Consider the following 20394-nt stretch of genomic DNA (forward strand, 5'->3'; position numbering starts at 1 on the left):
TCGAGGGTCTGCTGTCGTGATGTCAAGGGGCATCTCCTGAGAAGAGGGTGGATGTCGCGAGGGTGAGGGACGTCAGTCCCAGGATCACCAGCAACATCGATACGGACGCACTGCGCCGGAGGACGCTGGACCGCGGATCCCGCGGGTCGTACCACAGCCAGAGAGACTGTCCGGCAACGAATTCGCCCCTACCTGCGTCGGACAACGAGGCGCCGAGCGTCGATCCGGGATCGAATGTCCGCCGCTGACCGACGAACTCGTCGCTTCCGACCCGATACGAGTAGGTGATCGACGGTCGTACATCGACGACCGAGCACTCGGACCCGGTCCACGACCGGGATCTCCACAGCGCGAGGACGCCCGGAACCCCACGGAACAGGAGGAACGCACCCGCGATGATCCAGACGGTGATCACACGGGCGACGGTACGGCCCGCGTGGGTGTGTCGTACAGCCTTCTCCGCAGCGTGAGCGGAACACGGAACCTGCGCGTCTCGTTCGATTCCCGCTCCACGCATCCACGATTTCGGCAACGCGGCCAACTCCGTGCCCTGGTTCTACGACACGTGGACGGAACGCAAGTGACTGATGATGGGGGACAAAACATTTCATGTTGCCACACGTCCAGAATCAGACTGAGCGCAACGCTCGTCCCGTGAGCGATGCTCTGGGAAGGTAACGACTATCGCGGAAAGGGGAACCGTCATGAGCCGACATTCCGTCGTCGGACTGCACGTCGACGCCGCAGTCGTCACCGAACTGCTCGACCCGAGGCAGCCGGCGCGGCGAGAAGAGTTCGGGCGCGGCATCGACGAGTCCGGAATCGACTTCGTCGTTCTCGGCGGTGACCGCCTGGACGCGGGGCAGCCGAGTCACGCGACGATCGATGCGACCGTGGCCGCCACCGTCCTCGCTCGCCACACGACGTCGGTCGGACTGGTGGTGGCCGGTACTCCCGTCCGCGATCACCCGTTCAATCTCGCGCGCCGGCTCGGCTCGCTCGACCACGGATCCCACGGCAGGGTCGGCTGGCTGATCGGGTCAGCCCCGGTGGACGCGGCGGTCGATGCCGTGTCGGTGGTCCGGAAGTTGTGGGAGAGCTGGCCGGCCGACAGCATCGTCGACGACGCCGAGCGCGGCATCTTCGCGGAATCCGAGCGGATCGTCTACATCGATCATGCGGGCACGTTCTCCGTGTCGGGCCCCCTCAACGTCCCCGAGCCACCGCAACGCAAGCCGCCCGTCTTCTGGCGCCCCGCGAACGAGGCCGAACTGGTGGCGGCGCGGCGCACGGCCGACGCCGTGATCCTCGCGGACGAGGATGCGGTGCGCCGCTATCGGGCGCACTTCGACCCCGATGCCGCCCGTGACCAGGTGTTGCTGATCGACCGGCACTGGGCGCCCGGCGGCGTTTCCCCTCTGGCGACGGAGGCCGACGGTGTCGTCTTCCGAGGGGCCACCACGGCAACCCTGCCCGCCCTGCTCGGCGCGGTACGGCGGGAACCGATCCTCCAGGACCCGCGGCGCACCCTGCGTGACCGCCTGGGCTTGCAGGCGGCGGAGACCGTACTGTCCGGCGGCCGCAGCGCGTTCCCGGTCAGCTGAGCATTCCACCGAAGACAGGAGATTCACCATGACAGCGGTATCCGAGGCCCCCGCGCCGGAGGCGGTGCGTCCGCCGGCCCGCGGCTCCGCCGAACTTGCGGCTGTGATCGCCGAGATCGCCGAGGACGCCGCGCGGCGGCGCACCCGTGGCGGGACCGAGGGCCCGCAACGGGCCGTCGAGTTGATCCGCGAACACCGGCTCGGGGCCGTGCGTGTGCCGCGGGAACACGGCGGCGGTGGCTACACCTTGCAGGATCTCTTCGATCTGGTGATCGACCTCGCCGAGGCCGATCCCGATGTGCCACACATCGTCCGGGTCCACTACGCGTTCGTCGAGGAAGTGCTGCGGGCCCCGCGCACGGAGCGCAAGGACGCATGGTTGCCGGAGATCCTGTCGGGCACACTGTTCGGTGGCGCGTCGTCGGAGCTGAGCACCCGCGCCGTCGGCTCCTACAGCTTCGAAACCACTCTGACACCGGATCCCGGCGGATACCGCCTGAACGGGGTCAAGTTCTACAGCACCGGTTCGCTGTACTCCGATTTCATCCGGGTCTCCGCCAACCTCCCGGACGGCAAGGCGCTCAGCGCCATCGTTCCCGCCGACCGGGCGGGCATCGTCCACAAGGACGACTGGGACGGAATCGGCCAGCGCCACACCGGCAGCGGGACGACGGTGTTCGAGAACGTCGCCATCGAGGAGTCCGAGACGCTGCCGTTCCGCGGTGGCGACGAGGAGACCCGGCCGCGGCAGGCGCTTCCCCAGTTGTACCTGCACGCGATCGCGGCGGGCATCCTCCGCACCGTCACGGCCGAGTCCGCCGAGCTGATCCGCGGCCGCAAGCGCAGCTTCGTGTTCGCTGTCGCCGAGGAACCACGGCATGACCCGCAGTTGCTCGAGATCGTCGGAACCCTCTCTGCGGCCGCCTTCGCGGCGGAGTCCGTGGTCCGGGCGGCCGCCGCAGCACAGGATGTGGCCGCGGACGTCGCGCGCACCTCCGGCGTCGACGCCCGACTCGAGCAGGAGGCCGCGGTACTGGCCGCCAAGGTGAAGGTCGCCATCGAGGACATCGCGCTCCGAGCGGCCACCCGACTGTTCGAGGTCGGCGGCGCCTCGGCCACCCGGGAGTCGGCGCACCTGGACAGGCACTGGCGCAACCTGCGAACCCTGTTCTCCCACAACCCGACGGTGTACAAGGCGCGGGTGATCGGCGACCTCGTGGTCAACGAGACCCCGCTTCCGGACACCGGATTCTTCTGATTCGGAAGGCACTGCCGTGAGTAGATCCCGACGCCAACTGGTGCTCAACGTGAACGTGCTCGACGTGGGAATCGCCCCCGGAGCGTGGACGCTCGACGACGTGCACGCGCACTCGTTCGTCGACCTCGATCACTTCACCAGGATCGCGCGGATCGCCGAGCGTGGCACCCTCGACGCGTTCTTCCTCGCCGACGGTCCCGGCTTCTGGGAGAACCCCCGGGTGAAGCCGACCCGGGCGCTGGAACCGTCGGTGATCCTGGCGGCCGTGGCGACGGCCACCGAGAACCTGGGCCTGATCGGGACCGCCTCCACCACGTTCAACGACCCGCGCGATCTCGCCGAACGCTTCCTCTCCCTCGACTACCTGAGCGGCGGCCGGGTGGCGTGGAACGTGGTCACCACGTATTCGCCGACGGCCGCGGCCAATTTCGGATTCGACCGGATTCCGGACCGCGACTACCGCTATCGCCGCGCCGAGGCGTTCGTCGGCGTGGTGACCGCGCTGTGGGAGAGCGCCCGGAGCGGTGTCCCGGTGTCGCATCACAGCGAATTCTTCGACGTCGACGGCGTGCTGCGGGTGCCGTCGTCGGAGCAGGGGCAGCCGCCCCTCATCCAGGCGGGCGGGTCACCCGCCGGCCGTGCCCTCGCCGGACGCACCGCGCACGGCGTCTTCTCCGCGGAGCTGACGCTCGACGCCGGGCGCAGGCACTACAAGCACGTCAAGGACGTGGCGCGGGCGGGCGGCCGCAATCCCGACGACGTGAAGATCCTGCCCGGGCTGATCACGGTCATCGGCTCGACCGAAGCGGAGGCCGTCGCTCGACACGAACAACTCCGCGCCCACGTCCCCGCGAAGTTCGGCTGGGACCGGCTGAGTTTGACCCTCGGAGTCCCGCTCGCGGAACTCGACCTCGACCAGCCGATCCCGGCATCGCTGCTGGACGGGCCGCCCGACCCGGCGACGTTCGCGGGTTCCCTCGGGTTCCGCGAATCAGTGGTCGGGCTGGCGCGTGAGCGGAATCTGACCGTGGCCCAGCTCCTTCGCGAGTTGGACGGCGGTGGCGGGCACCGCGCCGTGATCGGCACACCGGGACAGGTGGCCGACACCATCGAGGCGTGGTTCCGCGCCGAGGCGGCCGACGGATTCAACCTGATGCCCGACGCGTTGCCGTCCGGACTCGACACCTTCGTCGACGAAGTGGTGCCCCTGCTCCGCAAGCGGGGGCTCTTCCGCCACGAATACGCGGAGAAGACCCTGCGTGAGCGTTTCGCTGTGCCGCTTCCCGAGTACGGCGCCGCACGGTCGGCCTGAGTTCGTTCAGACGGTAAGGAGGGCCTCGTGACGTCACCGCGGTCGGGCTCGCAGGCGGTGGAACGGGCAATCGCGGTACTCGCCTGCTTCGAGGGCGCCACCGACCTGACCGTCAGCGCGCTCGCCGCCCGCACCGGGTTGGCCGTCAGCACCGCGTATCGCATCGTGCAGGCCCTCGTCCGCGGCGGACTACTCGAGCGTGACGAGCGGACCGACTGCTATCGGGTGGGGCCGAGCCTGATCTCCCTCGCCGTCCCATCGCTGGGGCGTCTCGACGCCGAATCGTTCGCCCCGCACCTGTATTCGCTCGCCGCGCATGTGAAGCTGACGACCAGCCTCGGGGTCGCGAGGGATGACGTCGCGGTCACCGTCTTCTCGGCACGCCCACCCGAACGGTTCTGCACGCATCAGCTGCCCGGGGCACGCCAACCGCTGCAGAGCAGCGCGATGGGGATGGCGATCCTGGCGTTCGGCACGGCGTCCGCACGGCGAAGCAGTTCGGTGACGGCGTCCTCCGACCTCGAACGGGTCCGGAGGCTGGGGTACGCCGCGGCTTTCTCCTCCGAGAACCGGGACGTGCTCGCCGTCGCGGTTCCCGTTCTCGACCCCGAGGGACGGCCCCGCGGCGCGTTGGGGGTCCAGGCACTGCGCCGGCGACTCACCGACGAACTGGTGCGGGAGATCGTGCCGCCGATGCGCGGCGTCGCGGCGCGGATCGGCGCGGGGGCCGGAACTGCATTTCCCGCGTTCCGGTAGGGAAAAACTCAGGGTGAACCTTTTTCGCATTGTGAAAATACCGTTGTAGCACCGTGGTTCGGGATTCGATGATGATCGCGACGTATCGATTCAGCCCGAAACCAGGAGTACTCATGACACTCACCACCGCCGCGCCCGCCGACTCGGATCGGACCGCCGACGCCGCACCCGAGGTCCGTCCCGTCGCCGGGCACATCGGCGCCGAGATCTCCGGAATCGACCTCCGGAAAGAACTGGCCGACAACGAGGTAGCGCAGGTCCGCGACGCCCTGCACCGCTACAAGGTCCTGTTCTTCCGCGACCAGGAGATCGGGCATGCCGAACAGATCGCGTTCTCGCGGAAGTTCGGTGACGTGACGCCGTCGCACCCGTACGACGACGAAGCCCCCGAGGGTTTCCCGCAGATCCTCGCTGTCGACAGCCGCAAGTACGAGAAGCGCTTCGGGCGCAAGAAGTACAGCTACGACAACAAGTGGCACACGGATGTCACCGCTTTGATCAACCCGCCTGCCGGCACGATCCTGCGCGCCCACATCGTCCCGGAGCAGGGCGGCGACACCCAGTGGACGAACCTCGTCGCCGCATACGAGGGTCTGCCGGACTCGCTGAAGGGCCTCGTCGACGGTCTACGCGCCGAGCACCGGTTCGGCGGACGGCACCCGCAGTGGGCCGAGGACAGCAGCTACGCCCAGAAGACGCGGGAGAACCCGCTCGTCACCGAACACCCGGTGGTCCGAGTGCACCCGGTGACGGGGGAGCGGGCACTGTTCGTCACCCCCGGTTTCACCAGCCGGATCGTCGGGGTCTCGCCGTCGCAAAGCGACCGCCTGCTGGACCTGCTGTTCGCCGAGGTGACGAATCCCGCCTACACGGTGCGGTTCCGCTGGGCGCCGGGCAGCCTCGCGTTCTGGGACAACCGTGCCACCGCCCACCTCGCGCCCACCGACCTCGACCACCTCGACGTCACCCGCGTCCTGTACCGCACCACCCTCGAGGGCGACGTTCCCGTCGGCCCCGACGGCAAGGAGTCCACGTCCCTCGCCGGTGCGGCGTTCCGCGGCGAGAAGTAGGCGGCTCCGCCGCCCGTGCGTGGTTAACGAGTCTCTGCACTCGTCAACCACTCACGGGCTGCGGAGTGCCCGGCGGAGGGTATCGGCGAACGTGGTGGGGTCGTGAATCAGCCAGCCGTGGCCGCCCGTCACGGTGAGGACGGGCGGATTGCGGAGTGCCTTCCGCATCGACTCGAAGCTGGCGAGCGGAATCGTCCGGTCCCCGCGACCCCAGACGAGGGACACCGGTAGGCCCCGGTCGGCGAGGACACCGAGTTCGTGGCGCAGGTCCGCCCGTCTGGCCAGGTGTGCCGTGCGCCAGACCGCACCGGGATCTCGCAGCGTGTTGGGCAGGAAGCCGTTGACGAGTGACGCGGCCGTGTGGGTGATGGTCCGGATCGACAGCGCCTCACCCAGGGCCGACGCGCCCCAGTCCCACAGCGGCCTGTCGCCGATGGGCCGTATTCCCCAGCCGTCGGACGACCAGGCGCCACCGCCGACGGAGTTGACGAGCACCAGGCGTTCGACCCGCTCCGGAAGGTCGTGGGCAGCCTGAATGGCGACGCCCCCGCCGAAGGAGTGGCCGACCAGTGTGATCGGTTCGCTGATTCCCGCCTCGTCCAGGAACCGTCCCAGCCAGGCCGCGTAACCGGCGAAGGTCCGCGCCTCGGGCGGATGGTCGGGAGTTCCGCCGAAGCCGGGGAGCGTCGGAGTGAGGACGCGGTGCCCGTGCTGGGCGAGCATCGACAGGCTGCGGCCGTACACCCGCGGGGTGAGCCCCCATCCGTGCAGGAAGACGACGGGCGAGCCGCGCCCCACGACGGTGAGGGTCGCGGCGTCCGCAACTGCGGGTTCCCCGAAGATCTCGGGTTCTGAGTTCTGGATCAGTGACACGCCCAACAGCGTGGACGACGCGCATGCCTTCGGTAACGGGCCGAATTGCCTGAAGGCATACCTGTTTCTGGGGTTTCATGACGGACCGGTCGGTTCGAGATCTGATCGTTATATACCTGGATTGCGAAAACAGGTATGTGTATGGGCCATTCGGCCGTTGTTCGCTGAGTCCGTGACCGGGATGTTATCTAACGTCTCGTCCGAGCGGCACTGATGTCGCCGGAACCTCATGAATTGAAGGACTCAGCTCAATGGCCAAGCATAGATTGCGTCGGGGCAATCGTCTGCAGTTTTCGACCGGCAGTCTTCTGATCGCCGCCGGTGTGGGAGTGGGAGCGTTTCTGCTTCCCGTTGCTCCCGCTGCAGCGGAGCCGATCACGATCCCAGGGATTGGGACGTTCGAGGTACCAGGCGTGCCGCCAGTGCCTCCGGCTCCGGCTCCGGCTCCGAACCCAGGGCCCCTCCCGGGACCCCTGCCGGCCCCGCCGGCGTTGCCGTCCACCCACGGCGCGCAGGCTCTCGCGGCCGCCGAATCGAAGATCGGATCGCCGTACGTCTGGGGCGCCACCGGGCCGAACGCCTTCGATTGCTCGGGTCTGGTGCAGTGGGCGTACAAGCAGGCAGGCATCTCGGTACCCCGCACCACCTACGACCAGGTGAACGGTGGCTCGCCCGTCGACAAGGGCAGCCTGCAACCGGGTGATCTCGTCCTGTTCAACGGGGCGAACCACGTCGGGCTCTACGCCGGGAACGGCACGGTCGTCCACGCGCCCACGTCCGGGCAGCCGGTGAAGCAGGCGCCCCTCGATTCGATGCCGTTCTACGCGGCGCGCCGGTACTAGGCGGCTCCGCCGCCCGTGCGCCTTTCTGGTTGCCAGCGCTACCAAAAAGGCGCACGGGGCGCGAAGCGCCCTACGAGTTGCGGATCAGATCCGACGCCCGCTCACCGATGAGGACGGAGGGTGCGTGGGTGTGCCCGCGGATGATGGCCGGCATGATCGACGCGTCGGCGACGCGCAGTTTGTCGACCCCTCGCACCCGCAGGTCGGGCGTGACGACGCTGGCGTCGTCGTTGCCCATGCGGCACGTCCCGACCGGGTGGTAGAGCGTGTGGGCGTTCTCCTGCAGTGCCCGGGCGAGAATCTCGTCGAGTGGCGTGCTCGGCGTGACCGCCGGGCGAATCATGTTGCCGAGCCGCGACTTCAGCGCCGGAGCCGATGCGAGGGCGTCGCACAGGCGTAGTCCTTCGAGCATCGCCCGCCGGTCGACTCCGTCGCTGTCGCTGAGGTAGCGGGGATCGATGATCGGCTTGGCGAGGGGATCGGCCGACCGAAGCGAGATCTCGCCTCGACTCTCGGGTTTGACGAGGATGGCGCCGATCACCGCGGCGTGACCGGTCGCCGGGATGAGGCCCTCGTCGAAGAACGGCGCCGGCCCGAAGATCATCTCGAGGTCGGGCAGTGCCAGATCGTCCCGACTGCGCGTGAATCCGTACGCCTCGCCCACATTCGACGTGAGCATGCCGCGGCGACGGGTCAGGTAGTTGAGAAGCTCGGGGATCTTCTCGGCGGTGAACAGCGAGTCCGAGTCGACGCTGTAGCCGAGGAACGACACCAGATGGTCGAGCAGATTCTTCCCGACCTCCGGCAGGTGCTGCTGCACCGCGATTCCGTGCTCGCGCAGCTGTGCCTCGTCGCCGATGCCCGACAGCATGAGGAGCTGCGGGGAGTTGATCGCCCCGCCGGCGAGGATCACTTCCTTCGCGGCGCGGATGGTGCGTCGCACCCCGTCCTTCTCGTACTCGACGCCGACGGCCGCGGAGCCCTCGAACAGAACCCGGGTGGCTTGGGCGCCGGTGAGGACGGTCAGATTCTTCCGTTTCAGCGCCGGCCGGAGGTAGGCGTCGGCTGTGCTCCACCGCGCGCCCCGCTTCTGCGTGACCATGGTCTGTGAGAAGCCCTCGGGCCGAGTGGTGTTCGCCCGTTCGACGGGATAGCCGGTCTCCTCGGCGGCCGCGAGGAACGACCCGGTGAGGGCGCGGGGGCTCCGCTGGTGCGAGACGACGATCGGTCCGCCGGTTCCGCTGTCGGCGTCCGACGCGTCCTGCACGTTCTCGATGCGGCGGAAGTACTTGACCACTTCCTTGAACGACCAGGAGTCGTCGCTGAGTTCGGCCCACTCGTCGTAGTCGGCGGCGAACCCGCGCACCCACATCATCGCGTTCATCGACGACGAGCCGCCGAGCATCTTGCCGCGCGGCCAGTAGATCGTCCGCCCGCCGAGCCCGGGTTGCGGCTCGGTCAGGTAGTCCCAATCCAACTCACTGCGAAACAGTTTCGAGAATGCGGCGGGGATGTGCGCGAACTTGTCCTTGTCCTCACCGCCGGCCTCGAGGACCACGACCTCGCTGCCGGAGTCGGCGCTGAGCCGGTCGGCCAGCACGGCACCTGCCGAACCCGACCCCACGATCACGTAGTCGGCCACAGACAGTTCCTGATTCATCGTTCATCTCCACTTCGACGGGGGTGAGGGATCGAGGACACGCAGCCCTCATCCACGCAGCGCGGACGCGAAGATCGCCGGCAGCCGGGTCCATGAGGGTGCACCGGCAAATCCTGTCAGCAATCGGCCCGTCGTGGCGGCGGTTCGGTTGGTGACGAACCACGGGGGCTTGGGCGAGATGGACATCTCACGGTTCAGGATCGACCGCGGCGACGGACGGAACGGGCCCCGGACGACGGTGCGCTCCGGCCGGTCGATGAGGAGTGCGTTGTGCACCACGCCGATGCCGCTCTGGACGTCGTCGAGGGTGTGGCCGGGGAAGGCTCCCCAGGTCGCGGTGGCGGTGAGGTAGCCGACGCCGGTCCACGCGTTCACGGCGATGGTCCCGTAGCGGAGGCTCTCGAGCAGTGAGTCGAACTCCGCGCCCAGCTCGCGGATGGTCTGCGGGGCAGCGACGATGTTGACGCCCAGTGTGCCGATGAAATCCTCGTTCACGAGGTCGGCGGCGTGTGCCGCGAACTCGGCGCCCCCGTGGGGTAGGTCGATCACGCCGAGCACCGGAGCGAAGTACTCGGTCTGCAAGAGCGGTGCGTAGGCGCCGGGCTCGAGATCGGTGACCAGGACGCGTCCGCCGTTCTCACCCAGGCGTGCGGCGGTGGGGAACGACGCGGTGGCGCCGGCGACCCGGGAGTCGCTGCCGGGGTAGTACGCGGCGCGGTCCGGTGCCGTGTCGAGGGCCTCTTTCAGGGCGGCCACGAACTCGTCGCGCTGCTTCCACTCGGACGACACGACCACGGCCTGCGCCGCGACGCAGTTGTAGCCGCCGTTGTGGAGCCGTTGCGTCGCAATGTGTTCGGCCTGGAACTTGATGTCGGCGCGGCTCCACTCACCGGGCAGCACGATGGTGGGGGACACACCGCCGAGTTCGCTGGAGATGGCCTTGCCGAGGATGGGGTCGTTCGCAGCCTTGCGCCGCGCACCCTCCTCGCCGGTGCCGAACACGATCGCGTCGTGGGTGAGTGCGCTGCCCGTCATGTGCACGTGGTCGACGAGGTCGTGGTGCACCAGATACGTCCCGACCTCCGCGCCGCCGGTCAGCAACCGGACCGCGCCGATCGAGATGAGCGGTTCCAGGACCCGCGTGAGTACGGGCAGCAGGCGGTCGGTGATGGGGTTGAGCTTGAGCGCGACGACACGGTTGTGGGCGATCAGTTCGTACAGGGTGTCGAGCGGGGCGATCGAGGTGATGTTGCCGGCGCCCAGGACCACGCCGATGCCCTGCGTCCGCGACGGGTCACGCTGGGCGAGGCCCGCGTCGCGCTGTGCCGTCGCACGATCGATTCCCGGTTGCAGCCACACGTCCGCGCTGAATCCGCTGAGCAGCAGCTTGTCGAAGATGTTCAGGGGCAGCGCCTTGACGGTGGTGCGGCCGCCGGGGGCGGTGCCGAATGTGGCGCCGTCCAGCGGGCTCGATCCGGCCTCGAGTTTCGCCAGGCTCGCGGACAGTGCCGCGGTGCCGGTGGCCAGCGGGTACGGGCCGGACATCCATTCCTCGCCGACCAGCGGCGACTTCGGGTCCAGCCCCTTGATCGCGACCGCGGCGTCCACCCAGTCGGCGGCGTGCTGCACGGTGAGGTCGTGCACCTTGTCGAGAAGTTTCCTGCGGTCGGCGAGGGAGAGGTCGGCCCAGGTCTTCTCGCCCTCGGCGAGGTCGGCGAGGGCCGCGTCGACCTCCGGATGTGGGGAGGCCGCGCCAGGGGTGGTGGAGGTGGCCTCGGGTTCTGAAGTGCTCACTGTGGACAGCTCCGCTCGAGTCGAGTACATGAAGGAACGCGCCGCAGAAACGAAAAACTACTGTGGCGTAGAACACTGATTCTCGTCCCAGTTCCGGGCGTCGCGCCATAGGCAGCGGCTGTCAATGTGACCATGCGGGCTATGCCGTCGCACAAAAAGGGTATGGCGTGGACCACGTCCGGTGGATAGTCTTGCCGGATGACTGTCAGCTCGGATGTCGCGCCGTCGCCCACCGATCTTCTCGGATCGATGCTGGAGTCCGTGGACCAGCTGTCCGAGCAACTCGTCTCGCGCATCCTGTCGGCCGAGCACGGTTACGTGGAGGCGACCCTCCTCACTCCCGAGCAATTGTACGCGGCGTGCGTCGACAATCTGACGGCGATGCTGGGCAACCTCGCGGGCAGTGCGCCGATCCGGCTCGAGGCGGCGCGCGCGGCGGGACAGTTGAAGGCCGAACAGGGTGTGCCCCTCGCGGCGCTACTCCACGCGTTCCGGCTCGGCGGCCGCCTGATCTGGGACGAACTGATGGACCGCTCGGAGGGCCGCGCCACCAACGCGCTGCTCGACATGGCCGCCCAGGTGTGGGCGCTCGTCGACGTCTATTCGGACAGCGCCGCGGAGGCATATCGGGAGACCGCCGACCTGCGCGCCCGCGAGGACGCCGAGTCGCGGGGCCGGCTGATCAGAACCCTGTTCGGTGACCACGCCGCCAACCCGGCCGGTGCCGCCGACGCGCTCCGCACGTTCCGGATCCCGGAGAACAGCACGTTCCTCGTCGTGTCCGTGGAAGCGGCGGCGTCCCCGTCCGCCGCGGACGTCGTGCAGTCGGACCTTCGCGGTGTGGGTGTCGACTCGGTGTGGGACACGGAGGTCGACGGCCGGATCGGACTGCTGTGGGCCGCCACCGCCGACGTACTCGATTCCGCGTTGGACCTCCTCGGCCGCAGTGGTCACGGACGGATCGGGGTCAGCTCGGTGTTCGGACGTCCCGGCGGGACGAGCCGGGCCGTGGAGCAGGCGCGGATCGCGCGTCGCTGCGCCGGACACGGCGGATGCACCCTCACCCGTTACGAGTCGGTGCCGGTGTCGCTGCTGCTGGTCAGCGTTCCCGACGCCGGCAAGCTGGCGTCGAACCAGATCCTCGGACCGGTGCTGGCCCTGCCCACCGAGGAACAGGAGAGCCTGCTCGCCACCCTCGACGCCTGGTTCTCCTGTCGCGGATCCACCACCGCGGCGGCCACCCAGCTGCACTACCACCGCAACACCGTCCTGTACCGGCTGCGCAGAATCCACACCCTCACGGGACGCGACTTCTCCGACCCCATCGACGCCGCCGAACTGTACGTCGGTCTGCGGGCGCACCAGCTGCTCGGTGCGTGACCTGAGCGGCACCCGCTCGGCTCGGTGAATCCTGCCCCCGCGCCCGCCCGAGGGCCGACAATGTGTGTGGGTCGGCCGTCGTCCGCTCGGGTGTGCCGAGCAGTGGGGCAGTGCAATGGGATTCATCATCGGATTCGCACCGTGGATCGTCTACTGGATCCTGGTGGGCAACACGGGATTCGTCGCTGCCGTCGCGATCGCGTTCGGTATCGCGGCGATTGGCCAGGTGGTGCAACGGTTGCGGGGCCAGCCGTGGCGGACCCTCGAGGTCGGCACCGTCGCCGTTTTCGGGTTGCTGCTGATCGCGGCGCTCACTGTGGACGACGCCGTCCTCGAACGCTGGCTTCAGCCGGTCAGCAACTTCGGGTTGTTCGCGATCGCGGCGGTGGGCGCTCTGATCGGGCGGCCGTTCGTGCGCGAGTACGCGGTGGCAACCGTGGACGCCCGGACGGCGGCGAGCGGCGGCTTTCGGTACATCACCACGGCCATGACGTGGATGTGGGTGGCCGCGTTCGGACTGATGACCGTGTTCTCGCTGATTCCGCCGATCGTCGACGGCGACGCCACCATGCGCGACGCCGGCGACACCCTGTCCGTCGTCTGCTACTGGGTGCTGCCGTTCACCCTCATGGGCGTTGCGGGGCTGGTGTCCGCGGTATTTCCCGGATGGTTCGAGAAGCGGTCGCAGCTGCTGGAGACGCAATCTTCGGCGGAGCCGGCGGTCGCCGAGCAGCCCGCGCCGGCCGCGGACGTGTCGGCAGGGTTACTCGAACTCGACATTCCGGCGTGGTCGCGTCATGACGAGGCGTTCTCGCTGATCGTCCGCGGCGCCCGGCCCGGATCGTCGGTGACCGTCCGCACCACCGGGACCGACGTATTCGGTGGGCGGTGGCGGTCCGAGGCCACGTTCACCGTCCCGGCAGACGGAACAGTCGACGTAGCCGGACAGGTTCCGGACCACGGTGATTGGGACGTGGCGGACGCCGACGCACCGCTGTGGGCCATGCGTTTCGTGTCCGAAGACCGGGTTCCCGACCTCTTCGTGCCGCCGCCCGACACCTGGCTGATCACCGTCGAGGCGAGCACTCCGGACGGAACGTCGCGGCGGGCGGTGACGCGTCATGTGAGCGCCCCCGGAGTGTCCGTCCGTTCCCTCGATGTCGGCGGCCGGCCCGCCCTGCTCGCACTGCCCGCCGGCGATGCTCCGAGCGGCGGGTGGCCGGGCGTCGCCTGCTTCGGCGGCTCGGAGGGCGGCGTCGACTCCCAACGTTCCACCATCGGGATGCTGGCCGCCAACGGGTATGCCGCACTGGCCTATTCGTGGGTGGGTGAATCGAACACCGACGCGACGCTGGTGAACATTCCGCTCGAGCGGTTCGCGACCGCGGTCGACGCGCTGGGAGCGCAGCCGTCAGTGGACGCAAGCCGCCTGACCGCGATGGCCATTTCGCGCGGCGCGGAGGGCCTGTTGGCCTCCGCCTGCGTCGGCGAACTCCCCGTCGCCGGGCTGATCCTGATCAGCCCGAGTTCGGTGTCGTGGCAGGCGATCGGCCCCGACGGCGAGATCGCCGGCACCCCGTCGTGGACGTGGAACGGCCGGCCCGTGCCGTGGGCGCCGCTGCCGGGCGGGGTGCTGATGCCCCAGCTGATCCGCAACGCATGGCGGGCTCACCACGACCTCACCGCGCACCGGCCGAGCCTGCTGCGCCTGGGGGCCGCCTACCGGGCCGGACTCGCGGTCGCACCGGCGGAGGCGACGCTGCGGTCCGAACAGGCGACCGCGTCGGTGCTGTGCCTGACCGGTGCCGACGACCAGCTGTGGCCGTCGGACGAGATGGCCACGGCACTTCTCGGGCGTCGATCCGACGCCCGCGACGAACACCGGACGTTCGACGGCGCCGGCCACCTCCTCCGCCTCGGAATGTTCCCCGCCGACGCGCAGTGGACCGGCGGCATCGCGTTCGGTGGCGAGGGCGCAGGTCAGGGCCGGGCGCAGCGCGAAGCGGTGCACAGCGTGCTCGGCTTCCTCGCGCGGACCACCGCGGTGGCGAGGGCGTGATGCGCGGAGCAGAGGGCGGCTTCGGCCACACGGACCGCATCGTCGGCTCGATCGTCGACATGGCCGGGGTGTCCCGGGCGAAAGTTTTTCCGATCTCGAGACTGGATTCCTTCGTCGACTCCGGAGCAGGCGCGTCGCCGAGTTGGACTGTGTTCTGCGTCGACGACCACCTCGCATTCACCCCGTCCTTCTCCGTCGTGGGCGACCTCCGTCTGCGTATCGACGGCGATGACATGCGGGATCTGGGCAACGGTACGTACTGGGCGCCGGCGTGCCTGACCGAGCAGGACGGGACGCCGTCGCCCGCCTGCACCCGGGGTGCGCTGCGGCGGGTGACGGCGCGGTTGGCGGAATCCGGCCTGACCGCGCGGACCGGTCACGAGATCGAGTTCACCCTCTTCGACGCGGCGACCGCCGAAGAATGGTCCGCCTACGGCCTCAATGCCGTTCTCGCGCAAGAAGAATTCTTCAAGCACCTGCTCGCGGCGGCGTCGACGGCCGCGCTGCCGATCGAGCAGGTCCACGCCGAGGCGGGGCTCGACCAGTTCGAGGTGTCGCTCGCCCCCGCGGATCCCGTCGAGGCGGCCGACAACGCGGTGCTGGCCCGCACCCTGATCAGCCGGGTCGCGCGCGCCCAGGGGCTGCGGGCGTCGTTCTCACCCATGCCCGTCGCGGGAGGGGCGGGAAACGGCGCCCACCAGCACGTGTCGATCTTCGAGGATGACCTGCCGATCCTGTCGGGAGGCCCCGGCCGGCACGGGCTGACTCCCGCCGGTGGCGCGGCCATCGCCGGGATTCTGCGGGCGCTACCCGAGTTCACGGCCGTTCTCGCCGGGTCGGCGCTGTCGCATCTGCGGTTGCGCCCGGGCATGTGGTCGGGGGTATTCCGCTGCTGGGGCCTGGAGAACCGCGAGGCCGCCGTCCGGCTCTGCGCGGACACCGCCGGGAACCCGCACGGCGCGAACCTCGAGATCAAACCCGTCGACCCGTCCGCGAACCCGTATCTGAGCAGCGCCGCCATTCTCGGCGCCGCCCACGACGGCATCGCCGGTGAGCTTCCCCTCCCGGACGAGGTGGCGGTCGACCCGGCGGAACTGACCGGCGCCCATGCCGTCGATCTCCTCCCGACCCTGCCGTCCGACGTGCTCGGAACGCTCGAGTCGTCGGCGCTCGCGCGGGATCTGCTCGGGCCGCTGATCATGGAAGCGCTCGCGGCGGTCAAGGGGTACGAGCTCGCCGAATACCGGGACAAACCGGTCGACGAGGTCGCGCAACGCTTCCGGTACGCGTGGACGTCGTAGTCAGTTGCGGATCATCGCCAGCGCGGTACGCAGTCCGCGCCGCTTCCCGGTCGCAGGATCGACCCCGAACACTTCCTTCATCCCGCCCCGGATGCGGAATCGGAGTTCCGACGCCGTCTCCGGTGCGTCGTCCGCGGACGCCGACAGGAAGCGGTTGGGCAGGGCGAGCTTGAAGATGGTGCGGAGGGTGAGTCCGTACTGGTGGGGGAGCGAACCCGTCGTGTAGGGGAGGTCGTACTTGTCGCACAGTTCCCGCATCTTCACGCCGATCTCGGCGTAGCGGTTACTGGGCAGGTCTGGGAACGCGTGGTGCTCGATCTGGTAGCAGAGGTTGCCGCTCATGAACGCCAGGACCGGGCCGGCGTTGAAGTTGGCGGAGCCCAGCATCTGCCGCAGGTACCACTCGGCCTTGGTCTCCTTCTCGAACTCCTCCTTGGTGAACTTCTCCGCGCCGTCCGGGAAATGACCACAGAAGATCACGCCGTAGGCCCACAGGTTGCGGATCACGTTGGCCGTGATGTTCGCCGTCAGCGTGCTCTTCCATGCCGGGCCGGTGAGCGCCGGGAACACCACATAGTCCTTGCCGACCTGCCGCGCAATCTTGCGTCCCACCTCCTTCGCGTTGCGGAGGGTTTCCGCGCGGTCGTAGTCGCCGCGCCGGATGCTCTCCACGTCCAGGTGGTGCAACGCGACACCCCACTCGAACAGCAACGCCAGCAGCACGTTGTAGAACGGCTGCGCCAGGTACACCGGCGACCACTTCTGGTCGCGGGTCATGCGCAGGATCCCGTAACCGACGTCGCTGTCGAGACCCACGATGTTGGTGAACTTGTGATGGACGTAGTTGTGAGAGTGCTTCCACCCCGACGACGGGCAGGTGTTGTCCCACTCCCAGTTCGACGAGTGGATCTCGGGATCGTTCATCCAATCCCACTGGCCGTGAATGACATTGTGGCCGAGTTCCATGTTCTCGATGATCTTCGCCGCACCCATCAAGGCGGTACCCAGGATCCACGCCGGTCTCTTCCGGCTGCCGAACAGGACGATCCTGCCCGCGATCGCCAGCGACCGCTGCAGTTTGATCGTCCGGTCGATGTACCGCGCGTCGCGGGCGCCGCGGGACTCCTCGATGTCTGCCCGGATCGCATCGAGTTCCGCGCCCAGCGCCTCCACATCCGCATCGGTGAGGTGGCTGTACTCCTTGATATCGGTGATGGCCATCTGGTCTCGATACCCGGTTCAGCCGATTCTCAATCTGCGAATCCGCCCAACCGTTGCACAACCGTGTTGTGGTCGCACGTCCGTGTGACGGCGTCCGCTATTCTCTCCACGGTCGCCGAGCGTGTCGGTGACCCGGATCCGGGGGTGGATCTCGATACGGATATCAGGGGGAGATGTCGATGTCAGAGGGCGATATGACGTGGCCGGAAAGTGTCATTGCGTCGCTGGACGGGACCGGGGCGACGCAGCCTCCGCTGGCCGCCGTCCCCGGGCTGGCGCCGGTGCTCGGTGGACCGGATGTCGAGGTCGTCAAGGTCGACCCCGACATGCTGCGTGCGATGTCGACCGCGCTGGCCGTCATCGCGCGTGAGATCGAGGCGCTGGGCGGCCGGCGGAGCTTCGAGCACGCGGTCCGGGCCGTCGAGGGATCCGACACCGCGGCGGCATGCCAGGACGCCGGCGACATCCTCGCGTCCGCGCTCGGAGTCGCGGCCGGTCGCATCGACGAGATGGCGTTCATCGCGGGTGACGGGGCCGAGAACTACGAGGTCATCGACGCGTCGTTCGCGTCGCAGCTGTCGGCGATGGGGGAGCTGTGATTCCGCGTAGGTCGCAACTGCATGTGTGGAACCCGCGAGACCTGACACTGGCGGGCGAGGAGATCGGGCGGACCGCCGAGGACACGCGGGGCCGGGCGGACGACGTCCAGCGTGTTGTCGCGGATCTGGGCCGGCACGACGACTGGCGCGGTCCGACGCAGGGGGCCGCCGAGCAGCGGGCGAACAGTGAGCGCACGGAAATCCGCAGGCTTGCAGATGATCTGGAGGATCTGTCGAACGCGCTTGTGGGCGGGGCTGATCGCCTCGGCCATGCGCGGGACTACGTCGCCACCGTGATCGACAAGGCGGCAACCGACGGATTCACCGTCTCCGACGACTGGCAGATCGTCAGCCCGCCGACGACGATGAGCGAGGCCGAAGCCGCCGAGCATGCCGAGCTGTTCGAGTACTGGCGCAGCCAACTCGGTGGAGCGCTCACGGAACTCGACAATGCCGACCGGCACATGGCGACGGCGATCCGGGACGCGCTCGGGGCCGTGGCGGCGAGCGCCCCGGCGTCCGCAGGCCTGTCGGGGCACGAGGGCACCACGCTGGGCGAGCAGGTCGCGCGGGGTGGGTCCGACATTCCACAGGATGTCCGTGACCGTGTTGCCCGGGAGATCGCGGCCGCAGGGCTCACTCCCGAACAAGTGCAGACGCTGGCCGACGGCGGCAAGGTCACCGATCTTCCACAGGGAACGATCGACTTCCTGCAACAGTTCTATACGGCGGCCGGCAAGGACGGGTTCCTCGCCCTGTCCGAGCAGTACAGCGAGAACGGACGCACCGAGGCCGCGAGCGCTCTGTCCAACGGCCTGGCCGTGGTGTCGAACTACAACGTCGGCAGTGCCAGCGGCGACGTCGGCGGTCAGAGCCACATTCCGGAAAGCCTTCGTGGGCTGTTCGAGGGCCCGGTGACGTCGACCGGCAACCTGATGAAGGGCGCGCACGACGCGCCGCAACCGTCGGTGGTCGTCAACAACGGCGACGACCTGGCACGCTTCACCAAAGCCTTCGGCCTCGCGGACCCGGCCGTGCAGCAGGGCAGTGAGCTGAGCGAGAGCCTCTTCTCCCGTGCCGGCGAGATCGCCTCGGCCACCAACGACAAGAGTCTCCTGATCGGGGACTCGTTCGACCACAACGCTCTGGGCCGCGACAGCGTCGACACCCTCCTGCAGGACATGGTCGGCGTCGGTGGCCGCGACCATGTCGCCGTCCACAACATCCTGTCCGGTGAAGGCATGCCGGCCGACTACACCCGCGACGACGTCATCATGCCCCTGCTCCAACGTGATTGGGCCGACGGCGGCGAACAGAAGGTCGCCGGGATGTTCGACTGGATCGCCGACGACGCCCGGCCCGCCGATCCGTCCGATCCCGGAGAAATGTTCCGGTCGACACAAGCCGGCGAATCGGCATTCGGGCTCGCGCAGATCCTCGCCGCGAAAGACGCCGAACTGCTCGACATCCCGGGGATGAAGGGGCAGGCAATCGGTGAGGTGAACCCCGAAGTCACGCAGGCGTTGGGGAGGGCAGTTGCTCCCTACGTGGCTGAAATGGTGGGTGCTCCACAGGCCTTCACCGGAAACAATGGGTTCGCGGGGCCGCCCGGCAACGAAGGATTCGGCATCGACAATGCCTCTCGCTTGTTCTCGGTGATCGATTCGAATGCTGATGCCGCGGCGTACCTCAATGCGCAGGCCTTCGGGATGTCCGCACAACTCGAGCAGGCGTGGGCGGTCGGGGGGCATGATCCGGAGAACTGGGCCCAGGAATACGGCACGTGGGCCGGACGCATTCAGGGGGTCGTCGACAAGGGCCTCGATCTCGAGTTCAACGACAGACTGGGCGATGCCACTTCCGAAAACTCGGCAGGATTCGAGAACAAAGGCGTCGCGTACGACACCATCCGCACTGCGATTGGAAAGGGTGTCGAGTTCATCCCGGGGGCCGGCCCCTTGATCTCCACCGGTATGGATCTGGCCGATCCAACCTTCAAGAGTGCTGTGATGGGCGCGGTCCCCGAAGCTGTTGTCAAGGCAAACGGCGAGGTCACATACGAAACGAGTCTTGCTCAGCACTACTACCAAATCGCACTCGGTCTTCAGCAGCAGAACGGGGGCGTTCTCGATCCGTTCCCGCGACTCGATTCCTTCACTGAAAGCCCGGGCGGTCCGCTGAAGAGTTTCGACGAGATCGCGTCGGTTGAGCCGGAACGTTCGCTGCCGGTTCTACAAGCCGTACTCAACGGATACATAGTGAATGCCGGCTTGGCGGACATCGACTCGTTCACCCTCGCCGTGTATGGCGGACGTGATGAAGTTCTGGCGCCGGAGCCAGGTCGATGAGGGCGCGCTTTGTAGCGATGACGATGGTCGTAATGGCCTTGACTGGCTGCGGGCCCGGTGGTGATACCGACGATCGGCCAGTAGAACCAGCGCTATCGGCCGGGTACGCGGTGCCGGATAACGTCGGCTTCAATTTTCGATGGACAGCGGAGTCGGGTATCGATCTCGCCAGCCGTGAATCGACGGTCGTAAGGGCATATTTGGAGTCGTACTACATAGCGCTTGGTGCCCACAGTTCGGAGAAGGGCTACCCGGGTTTCACCGATGCGACCGCTATGCAGTTGGGACGCTGGAACTATGGCGGCAGGAGCAATCAG

16 protein-coding genes are annotated in these 20394 nt (G+C 68.2%); 11 read left to right on the forward strand and 5 right to left on the reverse strand.

The genetic code is table 11. From position 1 onward, the window contains the following. Window positions 1-22: 22 nt before the first annotated feature. Window positions 23-415, reverse strand: coding sequence for a DUF3592 domain-containing protein (locus tag QM693_RS14655; protein WP_283352701.1), 393 nt, complete (start codon window positions 413-415; stop codon window positions 23-25). Between the two features lie 289 nt (window positions 416-704). Here QM693_RS14655 and QM693_RS14660 point away from each other — a divergent pair, with 289 nt between their 5' ends. From QM693_RS14660 to QM693_RS14680, 5 genes are all read left to right on the forward strand, one after another. Beyond that, a complete protein-coding gene (locus QM693_RS14660) occupies window positions 705-1604 on the forward strand; it encodes an LLM class flavin-dependent oxidoreductase (RefSeq protein ID WP_283352702.1) in 900 nt (299 codons plus the stop codon). A gap of 28 nt (window positions 1605-1632) precedes the next feature. Continuing rightward, the gene (locus tag QM693_RS14665; protein WP_283352703.1) at window positions 1633-2862 is read left to right on the forward strand and encodes an acyl-CoA dehydrogenase family protein; all 1230 of its coding nucleotides are present in this window, start codon (window positions 1633-1635) and stop codon (window positions 2860-2862) included. A gap of 16 nt (window positions 2863-2878) precedes the next feature. Next, window positions 2879-4174 carry an LLM class flavin-dependent oxidoreductase gene (locus QM693_RS14670; RefSeq protein ID WP_283352704.1) on the forward strand — a complete coding sequence of 432 codons (1296 nt, stop codon included), beginning with the start codon at window positions 2879-2881 and terminating at the stop codon, window positions 4172-4174. A 27-nt stretch (window positions 4175-4201) separates the two neighbouring features. Further along, window positions 4202-4930, forward strand: a complete 729-nt coding sequence (locus QM693_RS14675; protein WP_280782031.1) for an IclR family transcriptional regulator — start codon at window positions 4202-4204, stop codon at window positions 4928-4930. 113 nt (window positions 4931-5043) lie between these two features. Next, entirely contained in the window at window positions 5044-6000 is a 957-nt protein-coding gene (locus tag QM693_RS14680; RefSeq protein ID WP_283352705.1) for a TauD/TfdA dioxygenase family protein, read from the forward strand. A gap of 51 nt (window positions 6001-6051) precedes the next feature. Here QM693_RS14680 and QM693_RS14685 read toward each other — a convergent pair whose 3' ends face one another. Beyond that, window positions 6052-6879: an alpha/beta fold hydrolase gene (locus QM693_RS14685; protein WP_349307386.1), complete on the reverse strand. Its 828-nt coding sequence runs from the start codon at window positions 6877-6879 to the stop codon at window positions 6052-6054. A 245-nt stretch (window positions 6880-7124) separates the two neighbouring features. Here QM693_RS14685 and QM693_RS14690 point away from each other — a divergent pair, with 245 nt between their 5' ends. Continuing rightward, window positions 7125-7715 (forward strand): C40 family peptidase, encoded by a 591-nt coding sequence (locus QM693_RS14690; protein ID WP_283331229.1) that lies wholly within the window; start codon window positions 7125-7127, stop codon window positions 7713-7715. Between the two features lie 70 nt (window positions 7716-7785). Here the strand turns inward: QM693_RS14690 and QM693_RS14695 are convergent, their stop codons facing one another. Together QM693_RS14695 and QM693_RS14700 are read right to left on the reverse strand one after the other, a co-directional pair. Continuing rightward, a complete protein-coding gene (locus tag QM693_RS14695; RefSeq protein WP_283352706.1) occupies window positions 7786-9375 on the reverse strand; it encodes a GMC family oxidoreductase in 1590 nt (529 codons plus the stop codon). Window positions 9376-9423: 48 nt separating this feature from the next. Continuing rightward, window positions 9424-11169 carry an aldehyde dehydrogenase family protein gene (locus tag QM693_RS14700; protein ID WP_283352707.1) on the reverse strand — a complete coding sequence of 582 codons (1746 nt, stop codon included), beginning with the start codon at window positions 11167-11169 and terminating at the stop codon, window positions 9424-9426. Between the two features lie 198 nt (window positions 11170-11367). Between QM693_RS14700 and QM693_RS14705 the strand changes: the two genes are divergently transcribed. The 3 genes from QM693_RS14705 (at window position 11368) to QM693_RS14715 (ending at window position 15909) form a co-directional block, all read left to right on the forward strand. Continuing rightward, window positions 11368-12549, forward strand: coding sequence for a PucR family transcriptional regulator (locus QM693_RS14705; protein WP_283331232.1), 1182 nt, complete (start codon window positions 11368-11370; stop codon window positions 12547-12549). A gap of 115 nt (window positions 12550-12664) precedes the next feature. Then, window positions 12665-14608, forward strand: a complete 1944-nt coding sequence (locus QM693_RS14710) for an acyl-CoA thioesterase/bile acid-CoA:amino acid N-acyltransferase family protein (protein WP_283352708.1) — start codon at window positions 12665-12667, stop codon at window positions 14606-14608. Beyond that, window positions 14608-15909, forward strand: a complete 1302-nt coding sequence (locus tag QM693_RS14715) for a type I glutamate--ammonia ligase (RefSeq protein ID WP_283352709.1) — start codon at window positions 14608-14610, stop codon at window positions 15907-15909. Before QM693_RS14710 ends, QM693_RS14715 begins: the two co-directional genes overlap by 1 nt. Here QM693_RS14715 and QM693_RS14720 read toward each other — a convergent pair whose 3' ends face one another. Further along, window positions 15910-17130: a fatty acid desaturase family protein gene (locus QM693_RS14720; RefSeq protein WP_065491920.1), complete on the reverse strand. Its 1221-nt coding sequence runs from the start codon at window positions 17128-17130 to the stop codon at window positions 15910-15912. A 173-nt stretch (window positions 17131-17303) separates the two neighbouring features. Between QM693_RS14720 and QM693_RS14725 the strand changes: the two genes are divergently transcribed. Together QM693_RS14725 and QM693_RS14730 are read left to right on the forward strand one after the other, a co-directional pair. Beyond that, window positions 17304-17729 carry a hypothetical protein gene (locus QM693_RS14725; protein ID WP_349307387.1) on the forward strand — a complete coding sequence of 142 codons (426 nt, stop codon included), beginning with the start codon at window positions 17304-17306 and terminating at the stop codon, window positions 17727-17729. Beyond that, on the forward strand, window positions 17726-20077 hold the full coding sequence (locus tag QM693_RS14730; RefSeq protein WP_349307499.1) for a WXG100 family type VII secretion target: 2352 nt from the start codon (window positions 17726-17728) through the stop codon (window positions 20075-20077). Before QM693_RS14725 ends, QM693_RS14730 begins: the two co-directional genes overlap by 4 nt. Window positions 20078-20394: the final 317 nt, after the last annotated feature.

It is taken from the genome of Rhodococcus sp. IEGM 1305, from assembly GCF_030058635.1.
In the GTDB taxonomy this organism is placed as follows: domain Bacteria; phylum Actinomycetota; class Actinomycetes; order Mycobacteriales; family Mycobacteriaceae; genus Rhodococcus_F; species Rhodococcus_F opacus_D.

Excerpts from the sequence above, each read along its gene's own strand:
- QM693_RS14660 (WP_283352702.1), top strand. The coding sequence starts at position 705 with ATGAGCCGACATTCCGTCGTCGGACTGCACGTCGACGCCGCAGTCGTC.
- QM693_RS14665 (WP_283352703.1), top strand. The coding sequence starts at position 1,633 with ATGACAGCGGTATCCGAGGCCCCCGCGCCGGAGGCGGTGCGTCCGCCG.
- QM693_RS14680 (WP_283352705.1), top strand. The coding sequence starts at position 5,044 with ATGACACTCACCACCGCCGCGCCCGCCGACTCGGATCGGACCGCCGAC.
- QM693_RS14690 (WP_283331229.1), top strand. The coding sequence starts at position 7,125 with ATGGCCAAGCATAGATTGCGTCGGGGCAATCGTCTGCAGTTTTCGACC.
- QM693_RS14695 (WP_283352706.1), bottom strand. The coding sequence starts at position 9,375 with ATGAATCAGGAACTGTCTGTGGCCGACTACGTGATCGTGGGGTCGGGT.
- QM693_RS14705 (WP_283331232.1), top strand. The coding sequence starts at position 11,368 with ATGACTGTCAGCTCGGATGTCGCGCCGTCGCCCACCGATCTTCTCGGA.
- QM693_RS14710 (WP_283352708.1), top strand. The coding sequence starts at position 12,665 with ATGGGATTCATCATCGGATTCGCACCGTGGATCGTCTACTGGATCCTG.
- QM693_RS14715 (WP_283352709.1), top strand. The coding sequence starts at position 14,608 with ATGCGCGGAGCAGAGGGCGGCTTCGGCCACACGGACCGCATCGTCGGC.
- QM693_RS14720 (WP_065491920.1), bottom strand. The coding sequence starts at position 17,130 with ATGGCCATCACCGATATCAAGGAGTACAGCCACCTCACCGATGCGGAT.
- QM693_RS14725 (WP_349307387.1), top strand. The coding sequence starts at position 17,304 with ATGTCGATGTCAGAGGGCGATATGACGTGGCCGGAAAGTGTCATTGCG.